We start from the raw sequence: 22,304 nt of genomic DNA on the forward strand, positions 1-22,304 counted from the left end.
CGCCGCCCGCGCCCAGTGCCCCGGGCTGCGGACCCTGGTCCAGTGCGGCCCCGCCATGCTGCCCCAGGGCTGGGTCCACTACGACCACATCTGCGCCGGGGCCGCCCCGGCCTTCCCCCGGCCCGCCGACGCCGCGGGCGGGGCCGACCCGCTGCTGATCTTCTTCTCCTCGGGCACCACGGGCCAGCCCAAGATGGTCCTGCACAACCACGCCTACCCCCTGGGCCACTACGTCACCGGCGCCCACTGGCACGACCTGCGCCCCGGCGACCTGCACCTCACCGTGGCCGACACGGGCTGGGGCAAGGCCGTGTGGGGCAAGATGTACGGCCAGTGGATGGCCGGGGCCACGGTGTTCGTCTACGATTTCCGGGGCAAGTTCCACCCCGGGGAGCTTCTGGCCGTCATGGCCCGCGAGGGCGTGACCACCTTCTGCGCCCCGCCCACGGTCTACCGCTTCCTGGTGCGCGAGGATCTCTCGAAGTTCGACCTCTCGCGCCTGCGCCACTGCACCACGGCCGGAGAGCTGCTCAACTCCAGCGTCTTCGAGGACTGGAAGCGCCTGACCGGCCTGCCCATCCACGAGGGCTACGGCCAGACCGAAACGACCCTGCAGATCGCCACCTTCCCCTTCATGACCCCCAAGCCCGGGTCCATCGGCAAGCCCGTGCCCGGCTGGGACGTGGTCCTGCTGGACGCCGGCGGCCAGCCCTGCGGCCCCGGCGAGGAGGGCGAAATCTGCATCCGCCTGGGCGACGCGCCGGTGACCGGCCTGTTCCGCGAATATGTGGACGAGCCCGCCAAGACCGCCCAGGCCATGCAGGGCGGCGTCTACCACACCGGCGACAAGGCCTGGCGCGACGAGGACGGCTACTACTGGTTCCTGGGCCGGGTGGACGATCTGATCAAGAGCTCGGGCTACCGCATCGGGCCCTTCGAGGTGGAGAGCGCCCTGGTCTCCCACCCGGCGGTGGTCGAGGCCGCCGTCACCGGCGTGCCCGACGAGGTGCGCGGGCAGGCGGTCAAGGCCACCGTGGTCCTGGCCCCGGGCTTCGAGCCCACGCAAGAGCTGCGCCGCGAGCTGCAGGACCACGTCAAGAAGGCCACCGCGCCCTACAAGTATCCGCGGATCATCGAATTCGTGCCCGAGCTGCCCAAGACCATCTCGGGCAAGATCAAGCGCGCCGAGATCCGCCAGCGCGACCTGGAAAAAGGCTGCTAGGGCGGACCTGTCCGCCCCAGTGTCGACAAGGCGGCGGGGTTTTCCCGCCGCCTTGCCTTTTGTCCGGTCTTGAGAGATAATTCAGAAAATCTCTAGAACCAGGCGCACACGGCCCGCGCCCGCGCCCTGGAAGGACCATGCACGACAAAGCCAGGATTCTCGAAGTACTGCGGCGCAACGAGGCCATCCGCGCCAAGTTCTTCGAGGTCGAAAGCGAGATCCTGACGATCCTCAAGTTCGAGGAGCTGTTCGCCCGCCTGGTCTGCCTGATCCGCGCCAAGTTCGAGGTGCCCCACGTCTGGGTCACCCTGTTCGCCGACGGCGAGCTGGCCCGCCTGCTGGACGGTCTGGACATCCGGGGCGCGCAGGGCTGCCCCACGGTCCTGGCCGAGCGCGGCGCGGTGCTGCCCCTGCTCGGCGGCCAGAACGCCCCCGTGCTCCACAACCATTCCCTGGAGCGCTTCGCGCCGCTCATGCCCAGCCCTGCCCCGCCGGGCCTGGGCTCCCTGGCCGTGGCCCCGCTGACCCTCGACGGGCGGCTGGTGGGCACCCTGAACCAGGCCGACCCCTCCCCCAAGCGCTTCCGGCCCGACATGGACGCCACCCTGCTCGCCCAGCTGGCCATGCGCGTGTCCCTGTGCCTGTCCAACGTCACGGCCCACGAGAAGCTTGCCCGGCTGGCCCTGTGCGACCCGCTCACCGGCCTGCTCAACCGCCGGGCGATGGAGGAGCGCCTGGAGGCCGAGTTCCTGCGCGCAAGGCGCTACGGCGCGGTGCTCTCGGTGGCCTTCATCGACATGGACGACTTCAAGGGCGTGAACGACACCCTGGGCCACGACGCGGGCGACGCCATGCTCGCCTTCTTCGCCGCCCGGCTGCACAAGATGGCCCGCAAGATCGACTCCTGCGCGCGCTATGCGGGCGACGAATTCGTGGTCATCCTGCCCAGCACCGACGCCGCCCAGGCCCGGGCCTTCATGGACCGCGTGGAGCAGTTCTTCCGCTACAGCCCCGTGCCGGGCATCGACCGGCTGGTGCGCTTCAGCGCCGGGGTGGCCAGCAGCGCCGACACCGGGGCCGACTCCCCGGCCCGGCTCCTCAAGCTCGCCGACGAGGACCTCTTCGCGCGCAAGGCCGCCCGCCCGGGCCGCCCCGCCCGGGCCGCCGCCCCCGGCGGCGCCTGACCGGGGCCGCCGCCCCCCCCACACGCGGGCTTTTCTCCCGCGCGCCAACCTGTTAGGGTCTGTCCGCCCCAACCGCGAACCACACACACGGCGCACCGCGCCGGGAGCGATCATGCAAGAAGCCGTCTTCAGGGGCGTCCTCATCGGCGGGGCGCTGGGTATCATGGCCACCTACGTCCTGGGCATGGATCCGGCCCGGGCCTTTTTCCTGGGCGTGGCCTGCGGCGTGCTGGCCGGAGCCACGCGCTACGCCATCGCGCGCAGGCGCAAGAAGTAGCCATGCCCGCGCGCGGCCCCTGGGCCAGGCTCAAGCCCTGGCGCTGGCACCTGCTCCTGGCGGCGGGGGTGGCCCTGCTGGTCCACCTGTCGCTGTTCTCGGACTTCATGCCGCCCTACCGGCGGCTCTTCGGCCGGGTGACCCTGGACAACGTTCTGCATTTCGCGGCCTTCGCCGCCCTGGGGCTGGTGGCGCCCCTGGCGCCGCGCAGCCGGCCCCGGGCCCTGGCCGCCCTGGCCGCGCTGCTGGCTCTGGGCCTGGCCCTGGAGCTCATGCAGCTGGCCATCCCCAACCGCCGCTGCCAGCTCTACGACGCCCTGGGCAACGCCCTGGGCCTGGCCGCCGGGGCCGCCGCGGGCTTCGCCCTGCGCGGGCGCCTGCGCCGCAGCGCCCCCGGCCCCGGACCCCGGCCCCCCGCCCCGCCAGACACCCCTTGACAGCCAGCCCGAAGTGCTTATCCTGGAATTGCGAAAGTCGGCCACCTCGGGGCCAACGCGGCCCCGATGGAATATGGGACGGGAACACCAGCAGGAGGGACGCCGGAATAAACCCCACCCCTCATAAACGGCGCGCCGGAGCGCCCCAGGACCTGCCCCGACCACTGCCCGGCCAGCGGAGCCCCGCTCCAGGCCGAACCGTACGCACCGGAACAAGTGGACCCGAGGCAGGGTCTTTTTTTTGTTCTTCGCGGGATTCCGGGAAGGGCTTTTTTTTGCTCCGCCGGGCCGCGGCCCGCGGGGAAAGGGCGAAGGGCTGGTGCGGAACCTCTCCGCCCCGCCGGGACCTCGGCCCGGATGGCCGCCGCCGCCCTCAGGCCCCGGTCTCGGCCTCGGCCTGGGTGGCTCCGTGCTTGAAGAACGCGTTGGCCCACAGCACGGACTTGTAGTAGGACACCGCCACCACCAGCCGGTTCAGGGCCAGTTCGTCGGTCAGGGCGTCGAGCTGCTCCCAGTGGCCCTTCTCGTGGGCGCGCACCAAGTCCAGCCACTTGGCGTGGTAGCACGGCCGGGCCAGCAGCGCATCCTTGAGGGTTTCGTCCAGGGGCAGGTTGTCGACGATGCCGGTCATGGGCATGTCGAGCATGGGTTCGAGCAGCGAGAACAGCCCAAGCAGGAACATGCTGTCCGGCTGGGCTTCGGGAAACTCGTGACTGAGGGCGATGAGCTCCAGGAACTTGGCCCGCTGCACGGCGGTGAAGAACAGATCCGAGGGCTTGTGCGCGGGCATCACGTCGGACAGGATGACCACCCGCAGCCAGCTTTGCAGCTGCTTCCAGCCCAGCAGCACGATGGCCTGCCGGATGGAGCGGATGGGCTGCGAAAAGGCGAAGGCCGCCGAATTCAGGTAGAACAGCAGCCGGTAGCTGATGGACACGTCGGCCTGGATGTCCCGGGCCAGGGCCTCGAAATCCGGCTCCCTGACCTCCACGGCCTTGAGCAGGGCGAAGCGCGAGTGCTGGTGCGAGGTCAGCTTGCGCCCCGTCACCAGCTCCGGCCGCTTGAAGAAAAACCCCTGGAACAGGGTGAACCCCAGGTGCCGGGCCTGGGCATAGGCCTCCATGGTCTCGACCTTCTTGGCCAGGGTCGTGGCCCCGCAGGCCCGGGCCCGCTCCAGCAGCTGGGTCACCCGTCCGGGCCCGTGGGCCAGCACGTCGATGATGAGCAGCCCGGCGATGCCCAGGCGGGCCGCGCAGTCCTCCCGGCCGGTGAAGCCATCCACGGCCACGGAATACCCGTCCTGAACGAGCCCCTCCAGGGCCCGGAAGACCCCCTCGCTCAGCAGCGCCTCCTCGGGCACCTGCACCACCGTCTGCCCCGGGGGCAGGGCGTAGGGCACGTCGTCGAGGATGGAGCGCTGGTCGAAATTGATGAGGATCCTGGCGTTGCCGCCAAAGAAATCCTCGGGCCCGAAGGTGGACTCCGCCGTCACGCTCACCGTGGCCTGGTCGGCGTCGGTGATCACGGCGCGGTCGGCCTCGGGCCCGCAGCGGAACAGCAGCTCGTGGCCCCAGAGCCTGCCGCGCACGTCGAACACGGGCTGGCGGGCCAGGAAGGTAGGCAAGAAGCAGCGGTCTGCGGGAGCGGTTTCGTCGGTCATCGAACCCTCGGGCGGCGGAAGGTCGGGGCGCCGTGCGCCCGGGCGTGTTTCCGGAATATAGCCGCGTGCCGGGCCGAGGGCAAGGCCGGGGCCAAAACAACTAGCCGCGCAGCCGGGGGTCGAGCAGGTCGCGCAGGGCCTCGCCCAACAGGTTGTAGCCCAGCACGGTCACCAGGATGGCCAGCCCCGGGAAGAACGACAGCCACGGGGCCACCGTCAGCACGTCCTTGCCCTCCATGAGCACGTTGCCCCAGCTGGGCATGGGCGGCTGCACCCCCAGCCCCAGAAAGGACAGCGACGACTCCACGAGGATGGCCCCGGCCACCCCCAGGGTGGCCGAAACCAGCACCGGCGCCAGGGCGTTGGGCAGGATGTGCAGGAACAGGATCCGCAGCGGCCCGGCCCCGGCAACCCGCGCCGCCAGCACGAAATCGCGTCCCCGCAGGGCCAGGGTCTCGGCGCGCACCAGCCGCGCCACGCCCATCCACGACGTGAGCCCGATGACGACCATGATGTTGGTCAACGACGGCTCCAGGAAGGCGATGACCGCCAGGATCAGGAAAAAGGACGGGAAGCAGAGCATCACGTCCACCCCGCGCATGATGGCCTCGTCCACCAGCCCGCCGAAATAGCCCGCCGCCAGCCCCAGGGCCAGCCCGATGGCCACCGACAGGCCCACGGCCACGAAACCCACCCACAGCGACACCCGCCCGCCCCAGAGCAGCCGCGAGAGCACGTCGCGCCCCAGGGCGTCCGTGCCCAGCGGGTGCAGGGCGCCCGGTGCCTGGAGGATGGCGTCCACGTTGAGGGCCGTGGGGTCCGCCGGGGCCAGCCACGGCGCACACAGCGCCGCGAGGCTCATGACCAGCACGATGCCTCCGCCCACGGCCAGCATCCCGTAGCGCCCCAGCCAGCGGCCCAGGAGCCGCCCCGGCGACAGGCGCCCCGGCCCCGGGCGCCCCGCGTCCCCGCGCGGCGTCATCGCCCGCCCCCCCGCGCCGCGCGGATGCGCGGGTCGGCCAGCCCGTAGGCCACGTCGGCCAGCAGGTTGCCCGCCAGGGTCAGCAGCGCCCCAAGCACCAGGTTGCCCATGATCAGCGGGTAGTCCCGGGCCATGACCCCCTGGTAGAACAGCTGCCCCAGCCCCGGCAGGGCGAAGATGGACTCGATGATCACGCTGCCGCCGATGAGCCCGGGCACAGACAGGCCGAGGATGGTGATCACCGGCAGGAGCGCGTTGCGCAGGGCGTGGCGGAAGATCACCGTGCGCAGCGGCAGGCCCTTGGCCCGCGCGGTGAGGATGTAGTCCTGGCGCAGGACCTCCAGCATGCTCGCGCGCATGAAGCGCGACATGCCCGCCAGGCTGCCGAAGGTGTACACGAACAGCGGCAGGGTCAGGTGGCGCGCCAGATCGGCCAGGCGCTCCCAGAAGCCCATCTGCTCGAAGCCGTAGGACGTGAGCCCCGAGATGGGCAGCAGCGGCCAGTGGATGCACAGGGCGTACATGAGCAGGAGCGCCAGCCAGAAGCCGGGCATGGCAAAGCCGATGAACACGAGGACCGTGGCCGCGCGGTCGAAGGCCCTGCCCTGCCACCAGGCCGAGGCGATGCCGATGGGCACCGCGATCATCAGCGTCAGCACCAGCGAGGCCACGTTCATCCCGAAGGTCAGGGGCAGGCGCTCCACGATCTTGTCCCACACCGGGCGGTGGTCGCTGCTCATGGAGCGCCCGAAGTCCAGGCGCGCCAGTCGCGACAGCCAGTCCGCATACTGCTCGTGCAGCGGGCGGTCCAGGCCGTAGAGGGCCTCCAGCCGCGTCCGGGCCTCCGCCGTGGCCTCGGGGTTCAGGGTGGTCTGCATGTCCGTGGGCGAGCCCGGGGCCAGGTGGATCACCGCGAAGCTGATCACCGTGATGCCCAGGAAGACCACCACGATCCACAGCAGCTTGGCGGCAAGGCGCTTGGCGAGTTCCGACATGCAGCCGTTGTAGGGGACTTCCGCCCCGAGCGCAACGCCGGGCCGGGGCGGGCCCGGCCGCCCCGAAAGCACCGCGCCGCCCGGGGAGCCGGGCGGCGCGTCGGAGGGGGGCGCCGCGGGCGGGGCTGGCCCGGGGGGCGTCATTCGTGGTGGTTGAAAACCTGGAATCCCTCGCGCAGGCACAGGTCGTCGCGCCGGGCCTCGTCCAGGTCCGCCCGGACCATCTCGCGGACCATGTCCTCGAAGCCGATGCGCGGGGTCCAGCCCAGCTTTTCGCGGGCCTTGGACGGGTCGCCCAGCAGGGCGTCGACCTCCGTGGGCCGGAAATAGCGCGGATCCACACGGACCACCACGCGCCCCGTGGCCGCGTCGGTGCCGGTCTTGTCGCGGCCCTCACCGCTCCAGCGGATGTCCATGCCCAGCTCGCGCGCGGCGCATTCCACGAACTCGGCCACGGAGTGCTGCACGCCCGTGGCGATGACGTAGTCGTCGGGCTCGTCCTGCTGGAGCATGAGCCACTGCATCTCCACATAGTCGCGGGCGTGCCCCCAGTCGCGCCGGGCGTCGAGGTTGCCCAGGTAGAGGCAGTCCTGAAGGCCCAGGCTGATGCGCGCCAGGGCGCGGGTGATCTTGCGCGTGACGAAGGTCTCGCCGCGCAGGGGCGATTCGTGGTTGAACAGGATGCCGTTGCAGGCATACATGCCGTAAGCCTCGCGGTAGTTCACGCAGATCCAGTAGGCGTAGAGCTTGGCCGCCGCGTAGGGCGAGCGCGGGTAGAAGGGCGTCCGCTCGGTCTGCGGCGTTTCGACCACCTTGCCGTACAGCTCGGAAGTCGATGCCTGGTACAGGCGCGTCTTGCGCTCCAGACCCAGGATGCGCACGGCCTCGAGCAGCCGCAGCGGCCCCAGGGCGCAGGTGTCCGCCGTGTACTCGGGCGTCTCGAAGGACACGGCCACATGGCTCTGGGCCGCGAGGTTGTATATCTCGTCGGGCTGCACCGTCTGCACGATGCGGATCAGGTTCGTGGAGTCGGTCATGTCGCCGTAGTGCAGGATGAACCGGCGGCCCGACTCGTGCGGGTCCTGGTAGAGATGGTCCACGCGGTGGGTGTTGAACAGCGACGAGCGGCGCTTGATGCCGTGGACCTCGTATCCCTTGCCCAGCAGGAACTCGGCGAGGTAGGCGCCGTCCTGCCCGGTGACTCCCGTGATCAGGGCTTTTTTCTTCATGGTCTGCCGTGGGGTTGAGGGTTTGCGGCGCCCCGGGGCGCGGGGGGCCTGCGGGGCCAGTCTAAGCTCCGCGGGCCGCGCTGTCCACGGCCGGGCGAGGGGCGCAGGGGCGCCCGCCGCCCCGGGGCAAAAGCCCGGCCAGGGCCAGCACCCCGGGCAGGCCCGCGCAGTCGCCGAGCACGAAGTCCGCCCCGGCGGCCAGCAGCGCCGCGCGCCCCCCGGCCCCGGTGAGCACCCCGGCGGTCCAGGTGCCCAGGCGGCGGCCGGCCTCCACGTCCATGGGGTGGTCGCCGACCATGAGCGCCGCGCCCGGGGCGGCGTCCAGGGCGGCCAGGGCCGCGCCCAGGTGCTGCGGATCGGGCTTGACGCGGGCCACGTCGTCGCGCGTGAGCACGGCGCCCACGGCGTGGTCCGCGTCGGGAAACACCGTGGCCAGGGCCCGGGCGCAGTTGCGCGTGACTACCGCCGTGCCCACCCCGCGCGCGGCCAGCCCGGCCAGCAGCTCGCGGGTGAAGGGAAACAGCCGCGTACGCCCGGCGGCCTCCACCTCCAGCTCCCGGATGCGCGCGTGGGCCGCCGCCAGCAGGGCCGGGCCCGCGCCGGGCTCGCGGGCCTGGAGCCCGGCGGCCAGCCCCTGGAGCCACTCCAGCACGGGCACCTGCGGCGCGGGGCTCGCCCCGGGCGCGAAGGGCCGCACCAGGGCCGCCAGCTCGCGGCGCATGAGGCCGAAATCCAGCACCGGCTCGGCCAGGGTGCCGTCGAAATCGAAGACCACGGCCCGCAACGGGGCCCGGGGGCGGACCGGCGCAGCCACGGGGGTCACATCTCCGGGGCCGTGCTGGGCATCATGGTCGGCAAAACGCCCGTCCCGGGATCGGCCGGGCCCGCGGGCAGCGCCTCCAGGGGGTTGCCCGGCCCGGTCCACAAGAGGGTCTCGGGATAAAAGGCCGCCCAGGCGAACCACATGCAGTCCATGGCCGCCACGCGCTCCAGGGCCATGCCCCGCAGGCGGCCCTCCACCGCCCGGCCCGTGACCGCCCAGCGCGAGCGGGTCTGCTCGTCGATGATCTCGTCGCCCACGCGCTCGAAGGTCAGGGCCCGGCCGTCGGCCTCGGCGTGGAACACGCGCACCGCGTCCAGCCCCGGGTCGAGGATGGCCACCAGCGGTTCGAGCCCCGCCGTGGCCGAGGCCACCCCGCGCTGGCGCACGGCGGCCTCGGAAAAGGCCAGGGCCGCCTCGCCCACGGCCAGCCCGAGCACGCGCTCCTTGGGCCCCAGCCGGGCGTCGGTGTGGGCGATGGGCCCGCGCGGGTCGCCCGTGGTGTACCAGGTGTCGTCGCGGCGGTACGAGCCGTAGGGGTCGCGGTCGTAGTTCACGCGAAAGCCCGTGCGCCGCGACAGCACCCGGGCCCCGGGCCAGCGCCCGGACGCCGGGCCCCAGCGCGTCCACAGCAGCGCGAAGCGCTCCAGGCGCTGCCCGCGCAGCGGCCCGGAGATGCACTCGCCCATGATCTGCGGCCACAGGCTGTTGGTGGCGCGGTCGTAGAGCACGCGGTTCATGTTCAGGAACTGCCCGGTGGTGCCCAGGGCGAAGCTGCGCGCGCCCAGGGCCCCGAGGTACCCGGCCACGCTGCCCGTGAGCGGGCTGTAGGTCACGCTGCGCCGCGCCCCGGCCTCGTCCTGGAGGTTCAGCACCTCGTGGCGGGCCAGGATGTCGCGCGGGTAGATGAACACCGGGCCGCCCTCGCGGGCGGGCTCCTCCACCAGCACCTGCGCGTCGCGGTCCATGTACAGCGAGGCGTCGGAAACAGGGATGAACTCCGGGGCGTCCACGGCGCGCGGGCGCTCGCGCACCCGGGCGTCGCCCAGCAGCAGTTCGAGCAGCCGGGCGTAGGGGTCCGGCGGCGGCGGGGCGGCCGGGTCGGAGGAACTGGTCGTCAACTGGGCGGACGCGGGCGGGGCCAGGCAGGCCAGCAGCAGCAGCAGCACCCCCAGCGCCCCGGCGCGCAACACGGCGGACAGGCTCATTCTCCCCCCGGCTCCCGGCTCATCCGGCCGGCGGCGGCGGCGCGCCCATCGCGCCGCCGCCCGCCCGGCCCCATCCCGCCATAGCACGCGCCCCCCGGCGGTGCAAAGCCCCCGGGCGGCGCAAGGCCCCCGGGCGAAGACGGCCGGGCCATCGCCCGGCCGCCCTTTCGCCCGGTGGTCACTTCCAGTCGGGAATGGGCAGCTCCACGAGCTTGAGGAACTTGTCCGTCACCACGTCGCGGTCGTCCAGCCTGGCCACCTCCTCCCTGGAAAAGCGGCCGATGCCGACGAAGAACTCGGCGATTTCCTTCTGCCACCGCTCGGCCTGGGACAGGCCCCCGCTCTGGTCCATGACCTGGAGAACCTCCTCATAGGTCCAGCGGGGGTGCAGCTCCAGGTCGCCCCGGGATTCCTCCGCGGTCATGCGGATGCCGCAGAACTCGTTCATGTACTGGCGATGCAGCTCCACGATGCGCTCGCTCAGGCCCTCCTCGCGCATCATCCTGGCCACCCGGAAATGCACGCGCAGGAACTTGGCCACCAGCTCCGGGTGCGCGTCGCACCACTCCCGGTCGCCCACATAGGAGGCCACGGTCGGCACCTTCAGGGAGTCCCCGGTTCCCGCCAGGACCCAGCCGTTGCGCTGGGCGGCGAAGACGAAGGGCGCCCACAGGCCGACGGCGTCGCCGATGTTGCGCTCGAAGGCCGGAACGGCCGAGGACTGGTCCATGTTGACCAGGGTCACGTCGTCGAAGGTCAGCCCGAGCACCTGGAGCCACTTGCCGATCAGGTAGTGCACCGTGGTCTGGGTGGTATAGAGGATCTTCATGCCCCGGACGGTGTCCGGGCTGCCGCAGACCTCGGGGTAGTCGGGATTCCAGCCCTTGATCGCGGCGGCCGGATGGCCGGGGCGCAGGTAGAGCTAGTTGATGCCCTCGTTGATGGTGGCGGCCACGGAGTAAACGTTGTAGCGGATGACCCCGGTGAGCTGCCCCCCGGCCCCGGTGGAGCCGAGCACCCATTGCTTGGCGGGCAGGGCCTCCATCTGGGCCGGACCGCTGTTGAAAAGGTGCATGACGATGTCCAGGCCCTCCTCCTTGTCCCAGCCCATCTTCTTGGCATACCAGATGTTGAAGCCCGGCGACTCGTCGATCCAGCAGGTGTCGATCCGGACCGGCTCGTCGGCGGCGGCTGCCGGAACGGCGCAGTACAGGACAATACCCGCCAGGATGGCGGCCAGCAGCGTTTTCATGGTGTCCTCCTTTGTTCGGTCAACATGATGACAGTCCCTGCCCCTTGCGCCCCGCCCCGCCCCCGGCCGGGGGCGGGGCGGGGCTTTTCCGGGGCGTTGCGCCGCGGCGGCGCAGGGCGCGCGCGGCCGGGGCAAAGCCGCGCGGGGCCCCTAGCGCGTACACTCGTCGATAAGGTACAGGATGTTCCGGTACGGCTTCTTGCCGTGCAGGGTCAGGCCGACCTCGCAGGTGCGCGAGGAGCTGTAGCCCTCCTCGCAGTCCCTGATCTGCTCTTCCAGGTGGCGCAGGGCGAAGGCGTTGAGCTGCGGATGCGTGAAGCCCTTGTCGCCCGAGAAGCCGCAGCAGAAGATGTTCTCCGGGATGACCACCGAGGTCACGCACCGTTCGGCCACTTCCCTGAACTTGTCCACCAGGCCCATCTCGCGGATGGAGCAGGTCGGGTGCAGGGCCACCTTGCGCTGCTTCCTGACGAACTCCAGCCTCCCGGCCAGGTGTTCGAGCACGAAGGCCACGGGCTCCTGGATGGAGATGCGCGGGTCCATCTTCTTCTTCATGCGCGCCACGCAGGGGCTCGTCTCGCACAGGACCGGGATCTCGCCGTTTCCGCTAAGGGCCAGCAGCGCGGTTTCCAGTTCCTTCAGCTTGGCGTCGGCCTGCTCGTGCAGGCCCTTTGTCTCGAACATCTTGCCGCAGCAAAGGCCCTTGGCCTTGTCCGGCAGGATCACGGAATAGCCCGCCTTGCGCAGCAGGCGCACGGCCACATCCATGAGCGGGTCCTCCCCGGCGCCGCCCGCGCCCTTGTAGCCCATCATGCGCACGGCGCAGGAGGGATAGTAGACCACGGCCGGAGCGTCGGGGGTGACGCAGCTCCGGGGCACGGGGCTGCCGCCGGTCAGGCGCACCTCGTGGAGGTCGGGGATCTTCATGCCCACGGCGGCCCCGGCCAGGGAGCCCGAGGCCGAGGCCAGGCTGTGGCCGAGCAGCCTGTGCGCGCCAGAGCCCACGCGCAGCAGGCCCGAGGCCGCGCCCTCCAGCAGGCCGAAGTGCCCGGCAACGGACGAGGCCACGCCCTTGGCCAGGGCGGAATGGCCGCGCCCGCGCAGCTTCTTCATCAGCCCGGCGATGTCGATGCCCAGCGGGCAGCGCGTGGCGCACAGGCCGTCGGCCGCGCACAGGTCCACGCCAAGGCGCCTGAAGGCCGCCTCCCACTTGTCGGCCAGGTCGTTCCTGCCGTCCCGGCGCAGCCCGGCGATGGTCCGCAGCGTATAGATGCGCTGGCGGGAGGACAGGCCCACGCCGCCCGAGGGGCAGACGTACTCGCAAAACCCGCAGTCGATGCAGGTGTCCACGATGGGGTCCACGGCCACGGCGTACTTCAGGCCCGCGAGATGGCCGTTGGGGTCCTCGTTGAGCAGCACGTCGGGGTTCATGATGTTCAGGGGGTCGATGATCTCCTTGAGCTCATACATCACCTGGGTCAGCTCGTCGCCCCATTCCTGGCGCACGAAAGGCGCCACGGCCCGCCCGGTGCCGTGCTCGGCCTTGAGGGCGCCGCCAAGGCCCAGCACGACCACGGCCACCTCCTCGATGACCTTGGCCACGTCGGCGATGGCCGCCGGGTCGTTGATGCGCAGGGGGATGGAGAAGTGGATGTTGCCGTGCAGGGCGTGCCCGTGGACCCCGGACTTGGTGAAGCCGTACTTGTGCAGGATCTCCACGAAGCTCCGGCAGGCCTGGGGCAGGTTGTTGATGGGCACGCAGTAGTCTTCCGAGTAGGCGAACTCCTCCGGATGCCGGGTGCCGGCCAGCAGGGGGAAGAGCGCCCGGCGCACGTTCCACAGGGCCTCGCACACGGCGTGGTCCGTCTCGAAGTTGACCGGCGAGACGGGCTTGACCTCCTCGAAAACGGCGTTCACCCCGGCCACGTTCGCGGCCAGGTCCTGCGGCGTTTCGGCGTTGGTCTCAAGCAGCAGCGCGCAGGCGTCGCTGCCCAGCCCGCGCAGGAAATCCGGGAAGGCGGGCAGCTGCATCAGCGCGTTCAGGGACACATGGTTCAGGAACTCCACCGCGTACATGGAACAGCGCTTTTCCAGCAGCAGCACGGCCTGGATGGCGTCGTCCAGGGAGGAGAAGCCGACCAGGGCCGTGGAGCGGTGCGGCCGGAGGCGCTCGGTGCGGATGGTTATGGAGTGGATGAAGCCAAGGGTGCCTTCGGAGCCGATCAGCAGGTGGGCGAGGATGTCCACGGGATCCTCGAAATCGGTGAAGGCGTTCAGGCTGTAGCCGGTGGTGTTGCGGATGCTGAACTTGCGCAGGATCGTCTCGCGCATGGCGTCGTCGGCCAGGATGCGCGCCCTCAGGGCCGCGAGCCGCATGAGCATCCCGGCGTGGCTCTCGCGAAAGCGCGCCACGCTGCCCGGGTCCTCGGTGTCCACGTCGGCGCCGTCGGCCCGGGTGAAGTGCAGGCCGGTCATCATGCTGTAGAGGTTCTTGTCCACGGTGCAGCCGAGTCCGGCGGCCTTGGTGGCGGCCATGCCGCCTATGCTGGCCGCGCTGATCGACGAGGGGTCGGCGGTCATGTAGCGGCCGTGGGGCTTCAGGGCGGCGTTGACCTCGGCGCCGATGACGCCGCAGCGCGCACGGACCCGCTCGCCGCCGTCGAGCACGTCGATCCGCTTCCAGTACGGGCCGAGCAGGCGCACGGTCACGTCCCTGGCGATGGTCTGCCCGCTGACGCCGGTGCCGGAGCCGCGATAGGTGAGGCTCACGCCGGTCTTGCGCGCAATGGCCAGAAGCAGGCCGAGCTGCTCGGGGTTGTAGATGTCCACCACCGCCTTGGCGATGGGTTCGAAGGGGCTGCCGTCGACCGAATAGGCCTTGACCAGCAGCTCGTCGGTATGCACCTGCCGTTCCGGAAGGACGCCTTGGGCCTCCTGGATGAACCTGGTGAAATCAGCCATGAAACACTCCTCGGGACCATGCTCCGTCGCGTGCGGGGCGGGGCGGGGACTGAAGGTTCTGGTCCGCGTGCCGTCCCGGGCAGGCCCGCCGCCTGCCCGGGTGCATGAACGGCCGCCCGGGGATGCCGGGCGGCCCCGCGACAACGGGCCGGGGCGGAACTAGACCGCGCTGTATCCCGCCTCGAAGGCTGCGGAATTGCCCTTTTCGAACCGCTCCTTGCCCTTTTTGCGGAACATGTCGTTCATGCCGCGCATGCCGTCCTCGAAACCGAAGTCGCCAAGCAGCTTGATGATGGCCGCGGTCATGATGACGTTGGCGCCCTTGGGCTGGCCGATCCGCTGGGCCAGGGAGGAACAGGGCACCCGGTGCACGGACACGTCCGTGCGCCCGAAGCCCTCGCCGCCGACCAGGTCGCTGTTGACCAGGACGATGCCGCCCTTCTTGACCAGATGCCCGTGCAAGGCAAGGGCGGATTCGCTCATGGCCAGCAGCAGGTCCGGCTCGTCGAGGGAGGGGTTGTAGACCATCTCCCGGCTGTACTTCACGGTGCAGTTGGCCGCGCCGCCGCGCATGGCGGAGCCGTAGGAGGGGCTCCAGGTGGCGGTGCGCCCGTTGAACAGGGCCACTTCGGCCACGATCAGGCCGCAGGTCAGGACCCCCTGGCCTCCCAGGCCGGCAAAGAGTATCTCGCGCATCAGCGTTCCTCCCGTTTCTTGAATTCGCCCAGCGGATAGTAGGGGATGATCTCCTCCTCGATGCGCTTCATGGCGCCGAGCACGTCCAGGCCCCAGTTGGTGGGGCAGGGCGAGAGAACCTCCACCGTGGAATAGCCCTCCTTGTTGACCTGGGCCGCCAGGGCGTTCTTGATGTACTTCTTCACCGTGGCGATCCGCTTGGGGCTGGTGACCGCGCCGCGCGCCGCATAGGCCACGTCGAACTGGCTGGCCACCAGCTCGGGGAAGCGGATCGGGTTGCCGGTCACGGCGCAGTCGCGGCCCTTGGGCGAGGTGGTGGTCTTCTGCCCGGGCATGGTGGTCCAGCTCATCTGGCCGCCGGTCATGCCGAAGTTGGTGTTGTTGATGGCGATCATGGTGATGTTCTCGTTGCGGTAGGCGGCGTTCAGGGTCTCCGCGATGCCGATGCTGTAGGCGTCGCCGTCGCCCTGGTAGGCCACGATGGTCACATCGGGCTCGCAGCGCTTCATGCCCGTGGCCACCGCCGAGGCCCTGCCGTGCGGGCAGTGCAGGCGGTCGGTGACCAGGCCGCCGCCAAGCAGGCTCGAACAGCCCACGCCCAGGGGGAAGATGACGTTGTTGTCCTGCCCGAGTTCCTCCAGGCATTCGGCGATCAGCCGGATGACGATGCCGTGGCCGCAGCCGGGGCAGAAGCTGGTCTCCCTGTCGATAATGGCGGGGACTTTACGCGAAACGGCCATTAGTACACCTCCTTGCGGGCGCCGGACACGATCTGCCCGAACCCGTCCATGATGAACTTGCGCGACGGCAGGCCGTACACGCAGGGCAAGGCGTGCGTCGGGACAAAGCGGTCCCGGAACACCGTTTTGCTGGCCAGGGCCACGTCGTCCACCATCTGCCCGGTGGCGTTGGCCTCCACGGTGATGAAGCCCTTGACCCCGGGGTTCACCTCGGCAAAGGCCTTGACCGGGAACGGCCAGGCCGTGATGGGCCGGATCAGGCCCACCTTGAGGCCCTGGGCGCGCATCTGGCGCGTCACGCCCTTGACCGCGCGCCCGGGCAGCCCGTAGGCCACGAACACATAGTCCGCGTCCTGCACGTTCTCCGACTCCCAGCGCTGTTCCTCGGCGCGGATGGTCTCGTACTTCCTGTTCAGCTGCTCCGCCTCCTGCATGGAGTCGCGGTCGAAGATGCCGATCTTCTTGTAGCTGTACTTGCCGTCGAAGCCCCAGGGCAGCTTCGGGGGCTCCACGAAATCGGGCAGCTCGCAGGGCTCCATCATCTGGCCCAGGGCGCCTTCGGTCATGAAGACGGTCACCACCCGGTACTTCTCCGCCAGCTCGTAGGCGGTGAGCATCAGGTCCACCGCCTCCTGGATGGACGAGGGGCACAAGACGATGCAGCGGTAGTCGCCGTTGCCGCCGCCCCTGGTCTCCCGGAAGTAGTCGCACTGGGAGGAGAAGAGTGTGCCCAGGCCGTTGCCGTAGCGCACCACGTTGACCACGACGCAGGTCAGCTCCTCGTCGGAGAGCACGGAGATGCCCTCCTGCTTCAGGCTGATCCCGGGGCCGGACGAGGCCGTAAGGGCGCGGACGCCGCAGGCGGCGGCGCCCATGACCATGTTGATGGCCGCCAGCTCGCTCTCCGATTGGATGAATTGACGGCCCAGCTCCGGCAGCCGCTTGGCCAGGTATTCCATGATCTCCGAGGAGGGCGTGATCGGGTAGCCTGCGTAGAAACGCACGCCCGCCCGGACGGCCGCCTCGGCGATGGCGACGTTGCCCTTCATCATTTCAGCCATAATACGCCTCACTTGCATATGCATTGTGTGTCCGGGGCATGCCGGCAGCGGATGTGCCGCACGCCCCGCCAGTGTTTTGCCTGCGAATCAATGCCCCGGCCCGTGGCTGCTGCGCCGGGGGAGCGCCGGGGTGCCGTCGCTCCCGGGCCCCGCCTGCCGGGCCCCGGGGCGGCTCAGGCCGACGCGGACTGCTTCGCGGAGGCCTTCCCGCCCGGCGCGCCGATAATCGTGAACACCCGGTCCGGGCACACGAGATAGCAGATGCCGCACTTGATGCATTTGGCGTCGTCCACCTGCACCGGCCTGTAGCCTGCCTCGGTGAAGACGGCGGAGAAGGAAAGCGCCTCCTGCTTGCAGTGGGCCACACAGAGCCCGCACTGCTTGCAGCGGCTTTGGGTAACGATGATCCTGTCCATTGTGTCTCTCCATGCGGGTAGTTTGAGGGCCGCCCCTGGCGGCCGCTTGCAAGGGGTTTTCCGTCCGCGGCCCGGCACCCGCCCGGGGCCGCGGACGGAAAAGGGGAACCTAGGCGGCGGACCCCACGGGCTCGCCCACCCGCTCGGCGAAACGGCGCTTGTAACGGAAGGTCAAAAGCGCACTGACCACGCCGAGCATGCACACGACGACGTCGTAGATGAAGATGTAGTTGTAGGCCGCGTTGCCGTAGGTATCGATCCAGTGCCCGAAGAGGATGAAGATGAAGAGGTCGGGCGAGTAGCCGATGGCGCAGACGATGCCTGCGGTGATGGCCGCGTACTTGACCGGGATGCGCACCTCGGACGGCACGGCGAACATGGTTCCCCGCGCGGTGAAGGTGAACACGCCCATGAGCAGCATCAGGACGACGGCGACGGCGATGGGCGTATCGGGCGGCAGGAACATGATGGTGGTCACCACCACGGCCGCGCCGATCCAGGAGAACAGCAGCACCTTGGTCACGGACCCGAACTTGTCGCCCAGGACGCCGCCCACCGGGGACATGACGAAGCGGATGCCGTAGGTGCGGATGATGGCCAGGCCGCCGGAAAAGACCACGGACACGCCCAGCACGTTGGTGAAATAGGGCGTGAAGTAGGAGATGGAGCAATACAGGGTGTAGGTCGAGAAGACCGCGATGCCCGCGAACCAGGTGCCGGGACAGCGCAACACGACCAGGAAGTCGTTCAGGGTGATGGGCTCCTTGGCCTTGTCGATGGTGCCCTTCTCCTTGAGCTTGGCCGGGCCGTCCACCAGGAAGTACAGCACGACGCTACAGGCGATGCCGCACAGGCCGAAGAAGATGAGCACGGCCTTGAAGCCGAAGACCTCGTCGACGTACCAGGCGAACACGCTGAGGGCGATGGTGTTCACGATGACGCTGCCCAGCCCGGCGAAGGCCTCGGCGAAGCCGAAGACCTTGCCCTGGTTGTTCTCGTCCGTAAGCAGGCGCACCACCTTGATGTGGGCCGGGAAGAGCAGGAACAGGCCGGTGATGGCAAAGCCCGCGAACACGAACAGGGCGAAGTCGTAGTTCAGGTTGTAGGCCAGCAGGATGGACAAAAGCGAGGTGCCCATGAGCCCGCAGATGTACATGGTCTTGTGGTTGAACTTGTCCGAAAGGATGCCGCCCAGGGGCGCGCCCAGGATGTTGCCCCAGCCGAAGATCATGACCAGGATGCCGAGCTGGGCGTTGGTCGCCCCAAGGGCTTTCAGGGTCGGATCATAGAAAACGTACTGCACGAAGGGCGCCGCATAGGTGATGGCGTAGGCCATTCCACAGAAGAAAAGCGTGACAAAGGTCTTTAGGCTGAAGCTGCGCTGTTGCGACATGACGTCTCCTTGCCTGGTTAAAGGTTTCCCTTGCGGCGGAAACGCGGCACCCGTCCTTTCGCGGTGTCCTTCCGCCCACACTCCCCCGGGATCCGGGGCGCCGTCCCCCTTGCCCCGCCCGGACCGGCCCGCCGGGCCCGGTCCGTGATCCCGTCCGTCCATTCACACCGTCCTTGGCGCGTGCGCCCGCGGGGCCCCGCGGGCGCACGCCGACCGGCTAGGCCGCCGGCCCCCGCTCCCCCTCGCGCGCCAGCAGGCAGGCCAGGGCGATGGAGTTGATCTTGACCTGCGCCGTGTCCGAGCGCGAACCGAGCACCACGGGGTGCGTGGTGCCCAGGATGACCCCGGCCCACTGGGCCTTGTTCAGGGTCAGCCAGGATTTGCCCAGGGCGTTGCCGGTCTCGATGTTGGGGGCCAGGATGAGATCCACGTCGCCGCTGATTTCGCTGGCGATGTGCTTGTGCTCCGCCGCCGCGCGGTCGAAGGCCACGTCGAAGGCGATCGGGCCCTCGAGCACGCAGGGCAGGGTTTCCCCGGCCGCAGCCATCCGGGCCAGGGCCTGGGTGTCCACGGTGGCGGGCACCTTGGGGTCGACCATCTCGTTGGCGGTCAGGGCCGCGACCTTGGGCTTGGCAAAACCCAGGCGCCGCATGGCCGCCAGGGCGTTGTTCAGGATGCCGACCTTCTGTTCCAGGCCGGGAGCCGTGTTCATGCCGCTGTCCGAACAGAAAATCAGCTTGTGGTATTCCCTGACTTCGTAGACGGCGAGGGCGCTGAGCAGCGAGCCGCCGCGCAGGCCGCGCTCGCGGTTCAGGATGGCCCTCAGGTAGTCGGAGGTGTTGATGGTGCCCTTCATCAGCACGTCGGCCTCGCCCCGGCGCACGGCCTCCACGGCCACCGCGGCGCATTCCGCAGGGGTCTGGCAGGGCAGCACGCGGCAGCCTTCGAGCCCGACCCCGGCGCACAGCGCGCGCAGGCGGTCCGCGTCGCCCACCAGCACCGGGTCGATGATGCCGCGCTCCTGGGCCATCTTGGCGGCGGCGAGAATCGCGGCGTCCTCGGCCGCAGCGATGCAGACCCGGTATGCCGGGCCAGCGGCGGCCTTCTGGAGCAGTTCGGAAAATGATTGCAGCATGTTCGGCCTCGTATTCGCATTCAGCTATTTTAGAACGTCGTTCCAATTCAGGGGCGCGCCGACGCCGTCGCCGGGTGCCCGGCCGGTTTCCCGGTGGGGGCGCCCCGCGCGCCAGGGCGCCGGAGCCGCCGCGGGCGGCGCGAAGCGCGCCGGGCGAAAATCAATACTCCCTGGCCGTTTCCTCGCCGCGAAGCACGCGCAGGGCGCCCAGGGCCAGGGACTCCATTTCCTTTTCCCCGGGCAGCACGGCGATGGGCGCCAGGAAGCCGACGCGCCCGGCCACGCCGTCGACCACGCGCCGGGAGCGGGCGATGCCGCCGGTGATGATGATCCGGTCCACCCTGCCCCGCAGCGCGGCGCCGTACCTGGCGATCTCGCAGGCCACCTGGTAGATGAAGGCGTCCAGGACCAGGGTGGCCCGCTCGTCCCCGGCTTCGCAGCGGGCCTCGATCTCCAGCATGTCCTTGGTGCCGAGGTAGTCGTACATGCCGCCGCGAACGCTCAGCAGGTCGACCATTTCCTTGTGCGTGTACTTGCCGCTGTAGCAGAGGTTCACCAGCGGATACGCGGGCAGGCCGCCGCTGCGCTCGGGCGAGAAGGGGCCGTTGCTGCGCCCGCCCGAGCCGTCGACCATCCTGCCGCCGGTGTGCGCGGCGACGGAAACCCCGGAGCCCAGGTGGGCCACGATGAAATTGTAGTCCGCGTAGGTGCCGCCAAGCTGCGCGGCGATTTCGCGGCACACGGCCTTCTGGTTCAGGGCGTGCATCCAGCTGGGGCGCTCCAGCTCGGAAATGCCGGAGATCCTGGCCACATCCCAGAACTCGTCGACGGAGACCGGGTCCACGGTGTAGGCGGGGGCGCAGGCCTCGTCGGCCAGCTCGCGGGCCAGGATCGGCCCCAGGTTGGAGGGGTGCTCCCCGAACCTGGCCGCCCGCAGGTCTTCGAGCATGGGGGGGGACACACGGTAGGTGCCGCCGGGCAGGCGCTTCAACAGGCCGCCCCGGCCCACCACGCAGGCGAACCCGTCCAGGGCCAGGCCGGCCTCGCGCAGGGCGTCCAGGATGGCCTCCCGGCGGAAGGGCCCCTGGGCCACCACCGAGGGGAACCCGTTGACCAGCTCCTGGGGATGCTGGACGTTGCGGCTGAAAAGCTCCTCGGACCCTTCGAAGGCGGCGATCTTGGTGGACGTGCCACCCGGGTTGATAGCCAGAACACGCATGACGTTCTCCGTTGCGGTGTCCCCGGCTTCACGCCCGCGCGGCAGCGCCCGGCCCGCGCGCCTTGGGCGCGCATTGGGCGATACGGGCTAGAGCAGCGCGGAGATGTTCGCCGAGGTCCGTTTCAATTGTTGTACAATGAGCGCGATATCGTGGTTCTGCATGCGCTGGGTCGGGCCGGACACGCTCATGGCCGCCACGGCCTCGCCCTTCCTGTCCAGGATCGGCACCCCCACGCAGGTCAGGCCGATCTCCTGCTCCTCGTCGTCCACGGCATAGCCCTGCTCGCGCACCTTGCCGATTTCCGCCAGGAGCGCGGGGACGTCCGTTATGGTGTTCACCGTGTACCTGACGAACTTGTAGTTCTTCAGGGTCCGCTCGGAGATGTTCGGGGAAAAGGCCAGCAGGCATTTCCCGACCGACGAGCAGTAGCAGTCCATGACCGAGCCGACCCTGGGGCTGACGGACAGGATGTTGTCCTTGCTGTCCTCCTTGAGGACGATGATGCTGCGGTACACCCCGGCCGAGCTGGCATCGAGGATGGAAACGTTGACCGCCTCGTTGAATTCCTTGTGCAGGCTGGCCGCGAACGGTCTGTAGATGTCGTGCGTGTTTATCTTGCTGGCCATGGATATGTACACGACACCGAGACCGTACTTCCCGGAATCCTTATGCTGCTCGACGAAATGCTGCGACTCCAGGGTTTGCAGTGTCCGGAACACGGTGCTCTTGTAGATCCCAAGATCCTTGCTGATCTGGGAGATGCCCACGGGCTCGGCCTGCCTGTTGAGATACAGGAGGATCTCCAGGGCTCTTTCCACAGCTTTGATGTTCGACGACATGGCTTTTCTGCTCCTGCTGGGACGGTGGATTGTTTTAAAGTAACCGGCACTGCCGCCCAGCCCTTAGCACAGAATCGCGCTTCCCGCAGCACGGTCCGCCCGGGTTCCGTTCTATCTGATAGAACGACGTTTCAAAACGGACAGGCAAACAGTGTTCCCCCGGGCCGGAAAAGTCAAGCCGGGAAAATCCGCACGCGCCACTTTTTCCGGCCTCAAAAGGCTCTTCCCCGGGCCGCCATACGAAATAAATCAATCAAAACAGAATGTTACTTCCCGAGAAAAATACCAAAAAACCGGGAACGGCACGCGCCCGGGCGACGACACACCCGGCCGGCAGCGTTTGCCATGATTGACCCCCCTTGCTTTTTGGGGCATACTTCGCCCCGTTTAGAATATCGTTCCACACAATAGAACGCACGGTGACCGGCGTTTTCCGCCAGGGCCCGAGGCGATCCGGGCGGTTTCGGGCCGCCGGGTGCGCACGGGCAGGACCCGTGCGACAAGGTCCGCGCATGTCCCAGCAGAACCCCCAAGGCGTTGCGGTCGCCAACCTGACCAAGTCCTTCGCGGAGCTGAC

At 69.4% G+C, this 22,304-nt stretch carries 21 protein-coding genes; 4 read left to right on the forward strand and 17 right to left on the reverse strand.

Translation table 11 applies throughout. The features are described 5' to 3' along the window. From M0P34_RS02735 to M0P34_RS02750, 4 genes are all read left to right on the forward strand, one after another. Positions 1 to 1,222, forward strand: a 1,222-nt coding sequence (locus tag M0P34_RS02735; RefSeq protein WP_291496114.1) for an AMP-binding protein, incomplete at its 5' end; no start/stop codon positions are given. 137 nt (positions 1,223 to 1,359) lie between these two features. After that, the gene (locus M0P34_RS02740) at positions 1,360 to 2,406 is read left to right on the forward strand and encodes a sensor domain-containing diguanylate cyclase (protein WP_291496116.1); all 1,047 of its coding nucleotides are present in this window, start codon (positions 1,360 to 1,362) and stop codon (positions 2,404 to 2,406) included. A gap of 112 nt (positions 2,407 to 2,518) precedes the next feature. After that, positions 2,519 to 2,683: a hypothetical protein gene (locus M0P34_RS02745; protein ID WP_291496118.1), complete on the forward strand. Its 165-nt coding sequence runs from the start codon at positions 2,519 to 2,521 to the stop codon at positions 2,681 to 2,683. A 2-nt stretch (positions 2,684 to 2,685) separates the two neighbouring features. Then, the gene (locus tag M0P34_RS02750) at positions 2,686 to 3,120 is read left to right on the forward strand and encodes a VanZ family protein (protein WP_291496120.1); all 435 of its coding nucleotides are present in this window, start codon (positions 2,686 to 2,688) and stop codon (positions 3,118 to 3,120) included. Between the two features lie 373 nt (positions 3,121 to 3,493). Here M0P34_RS02750 and M0P34_RS02755 read toward each other — a convergent pair whose 3' ends face one another. The 17 genes from M0P34_RS02755 to M0P34_RS02835 all read right to left on the reverse strand — a co-directional run bounded on the left by M0P34_RS02755 (position 3,494) and on the right by M0P34_RS02835 (position 21,727). After that, positions 3,494 to 4,780 carry an HDOD domain-containing protein gene (locus M0P34_RS02755; protein ID WP_291496122.1) on the reverse strand — a complete coding sequence of 429 codons (1,287 nt, stop codon included), beginning with the start codon at positions 4,778 to 4,780 and terminating at the stop codon, positions 3,494 to 3,496. Between the two features lie 100 nt (positions 4,781 to 4,880). Then, on the reverse strand, positions 4,881 to 5,762 hold the full coding sequence (locus M0P34_RS02760; RefSeq protein WP_291496124.1) for an ABC transporter permease: 882 nt from the start codon (positions 5,760 to 5,762) through the stop codon (positions 4,881 to 4,883). Then, the gene (locus M0P34_RS02765) at positions 5,759 to 6,757 is read right to left on the reverse strand and encodes an ABC transporter permease (protein WP_291496126.1); all 999 of its coding nucleotides are present in this window, start codon (positions 6,755 to 6,757) and stop codon (positions 5,759 to 5,761) included. Before M0P34_RS02765 ends, M0P34_RS02760 begins: the two co-directional genes overlap by 4 nt. 140 nt (positions 6,758 to 6,897) lie before the next feature. Then, on the reverse strand, positions 6,898 to 7,986 hold the full coding sequence (gmd, locus tag M0P34_RS02770) for a GDP-mannose 4,6-dehydratase (protein WP_291496128.1): 1,089 nt from the start codon (positions 7,984 to 7,986) through the stop codon (positions 6,898 to 6,900). A 61-nt stretch (positions 7,987 to 8,047) separates the two neighbouring features. After that, the gene (locus M0P34_RS02775; protein ID WP_291496130.1) at positions 8,048 to 8,800 is read right to left on the reverse strand and encodes an HAD family hydrolase; all 753 of its coding nucleotides are present in this window, start codon (positions 8,798 to 8,800) and stop codon (positions 8,048 to 8,050) included. A gap of 5 nt (positions 8,801 to 8,805) precedes the next feature. Beyond that, the gene (locus M0P34_RS02780; RefSeq protein WP_291496132.1) at positions 8,806 to 10,014 is read right to left on the reverse strand and encodes a DUF3179 domain-containing protein; all 1,209 of its coding nucleotides are present in this window, start codon (positions 10,012 to 10,014) and stop codon (positions 8,806 to 8,808) included. A 178-nt stretch (positions 10,015 to 10,192) separates the two neighbouring features. Continuing rightward, entirely contained in the window at positions 10,193 to 10,843 is a 651-nt protein-coding gene (locus tag M0P34_RS02785; protein WP_291496134.1) for a hypothetical protein, read from the reverse strand. A gap of 93 nt (positions 10,844 to 10,936) precedes the next feature. Continuing rightward, entirely contained in the window at positions 10,937 to 11,266 is a 330-nt protein-coding gene (locus M0P34_RS02790; protein ID WP_291496136.1) for a hypothetical protein, read from the reverse strand. A gap of 150 nt (positions 11,267 to 11,416) precedes the next feature. Next, positions 11,417 to 14,227: an FAD-binding and (Fe-S)-binding domain-containing protein gene (locus tag M0P34_RS02795; protein WP_291496139.1), complete on the reverse strand. Its 2,811-nt coding sequence runs from the start codon at positions 14,225 to 14,227 to the stop codon at positions 11,417 to 11,419. A gap of 159 nt (positions 14,228 to 14,386) precedes the next feature. Beyond that, on the reverse strand, positions 14,387 to 14,923 hold the full coding sequence (locus tag M0P34_RS02800) for a 2-oxoacid:acceptor oxidoreductase family protein (RefSeq protein WP_291496141.1): 537 nt from the start codon (positions 14,921 to 14,923) through the stop codon (positions 14,387 to 14,389). Continuing rightward, positions 14,923 to 15,663 carry a thiamine pyrophosphate-dependent enzyme gene (locus M0P34_RS02805; protein ID WP_291496143.1) on the reverse strand — a complete coding sequence of 247 codons (741 nt, stop codon included), beginning with the start codon at positions 15,661 to 15,663 and terminating at the stop codon, positions 14,923 to 14,925. The genes M0P34_RS02800 and M0P34_RS02805 overlap by 1 nt, the downstream gene beginning before the upstream one ends. Beyond that, positions 15,663 to 16,724, reverse strand: a complete 1,062-nt coding sequence (locus M0P34_RS02810) for a 3-methyl-2-oxobutanoate dehydrogenase subunit beta (RefSeq protein ID WP_291496145.1) — start codon at positions 16,722 to 16,724, stop codon at positions 15,663 to 15,665. The genes M0P34_RS02805 and M0P34_RS02810 overlap by 1 nt, the downstream gene beginning before the upstream one ends. Before the next feature lie 173 nt (positions 16,725 to 16,897). Continuing rightward, on the reverse strand, positions 16,898 to 17,140 hold the full coding sequence (locus tag M0P34_RS02815) for a 4Fe-4S binding protein (RefSeq protein ID WP_291496147.1): 243 nt from the start codon (positions 17,138 to 17,140) through the stop codon (positions 16,898 to 16,900). A gap of 109 nt (positions 17,141 to 17,249) precedes the next feature. Further along, positions 17,250 to 18,533 carry an MFS transporter gene (locus M0P34_RS02820; protein ID WP_291496149.1) on the reverse strand — a complete coding sequence of 428 codons (1,284 nt, stop codon included), beginning with the start codon at positions 18,531 to 18,533 and terminating at the stop codon, positions 17,250 to 17,252. Positions 18,534 to 18,750: 217 nt separating this feature from the next. Beyond that, complete coding sequence (locus tag M0P34_RS02825; protein ID WP_291496151.1) at positions 18,751 to 19,668, reverse strand: phosphate acyltransferase; 918 nt, start codon at positions 19,666 to 19,668, stop codon at positions 18,751 to 18,753. A gap of 160 nt (positions 19,669 to 19,828) precedes the next feature. Continuing rightward, on the reverse strand, positions 19,829 to 20,887 hold the full coding sequence (gene buk / locus M0P34_RS02830) for a butyrate kinase (RefSeq protein ID WP_291496153.1): 1,059 nt from the start codon (positions 20,885 to 20,887) through the stop codon (positions 19,829 to 19,831). Between the two features lie 87 nt (positions 20,888 to 20,974). Further along, positions 20,975 to 21,727, reverse strand: coding sequence for an IclR family transcriptional regulator (locus M0P34_RS02835; RefSeq protein WP_291496155.1), 753 nt, complete (start codon positions 21,725 to 21,727; stop codon positions 20,975 to 20,977). Positions 21,728 to 22,304 lie beyond the last annotated feature (577 nt).

Source organism: Desulfocurvus sp. (genome assembly GCF_023230885.1).
GTDB lineage: Bacteria > Desulfobacterota > Desulfovibrionia > Desulfovibrionales > Desulfovibrionaceae > Desulfocurvus.

Coding starts and splice junctions, on each gene's coding strand:
- M0P34_RS02740 (WP_291496116.1), top strand. CDS start 1,360: ATGCACGACAAAGCCAGGATTCTCGAAGTACTGCGGCGCAACGAGGCC.
- buk (WP_291496153.1), bottom strand. CDS start 20,887: ATGCGTGTTCTGGCTATCAACCCGGGTGGCACGTCCACCAAGATCGCC.
- M0P34_RS02760 (WP_291496124.1), bottom strand. CDS start 5,762: ATGACGCCGCGCGGGGACGCGGGGCGCCCGGGGCCGGGGCGCCTGTCG.
- M0P34_RS02820 (WP_291496149.1), bottom strand. CDS start 18,533: ATGTCGCAACAGCGCAGCTTCAGCCTAAAGACCTTTGTCACGCTTTTC.
- M0P34_RS02800 (WP_291496141.1), bottom strand. CDS start 14,923: ATGCGCGAGATACTCTTTGCCGGCCTGGGAGGCCAGGGGGTCCTGACC.
- M0P34_RS02780 (WP_291496132.1), bottom strand. CDS start 10,014: ATGAGCCTGTCCGCCGTGTTGCGCGCCGGGGCGCTGGGGGTGCTGCTG.
- M0P34_RS02825 (WP_291496151.1), bottom strand. CDS start 19,668: ATGCTGCAATCATTTTCCGAACTGCTCCAGAAGGCCGCCGCTGGCCCG.
- M0P34_RS02755 (WP_291496122.1), bottom strand. CDS start 4,780: ATGACCGACGAAACCGCTCCCGCAGACCGCTGCTTCTTGCCTACCTTC.
- M0P34_RS02795 (WP_291496139.1), bottom strand. CDS start 14,227: ATGGCTGATTTCACCAGGTTCATCCAGGAGGCCCAAGGCGTCCTTCCG.
- M0P34_RS02805 (WP_291496143.1), bottom strand. CDS start 15,663: ATGGCCGTTTCGCGTAAAGTCCCCGCCATTATCGACAGGGAGACCAGC.
- M0P34_RS02745 (WP_291496118.1), top strand. CDS start 2,519: ATGCAAGAAGCCGTCTTCAGGGGCGTCCTCATCGGCGGGGCGCTGGGT.
- M0P34_RS02750 (WP_291496120.1), top strand. CDS start 2,686: ATGCCCGCGCGCGGCCCCTGGGCCAGGCTCAAGCCCTGGCGCTGGCAC.
- M0P34_RS02810 (WP_291496145.1), bottom strand. CDS start 16,724: ATGGCTGAAATGATGAAGGGCAACGTCGCCATCGCCGAGGCGGCCGTC.
- M0P34_RS02815 (WP_291496147.1), bottom strand. CDS start 17,140: ATGGACAGGATCATCGTTACCCAAAGCCGCTGCAAGCAGTGCGGGCTC.
- M0P34_RS02785 (WP_291496134.1), bottom strand. CDS start 10,843: ATGAAGATCCTCTATACCACCCAGACCACGGTGCACTACCTGATCGGC.
- M0P34_RS02790 (WP_291496136.1), bottom strand. CDS start 11,266: ATGAAAACGCTGCTGGCCGCCATCCTGGCGGGTATTGTCCTGTACTGC.
- M0P34_RS02835 (WP_291496155.1), bottom strand. CDS start 21,727: ATGTCGTCGAACATCAAAGCTGTGGAAAGAGCCCTGGAGATCCTCCTG.
- M0P34_RS02765 (WP_291496126.1), bottom strand. CDS start 6,757: ATGTCGGAACTCGCCAAGCGCCTTGCCGCCAAGCTGCTGTGGATCGTG.
- gmd (WP_291496128.1), bottom strand. CDS start 7,986: ATGAAGAAAAAAGCCCTGATCACGGGAGTCACCGGGCAGGACGGCGCC.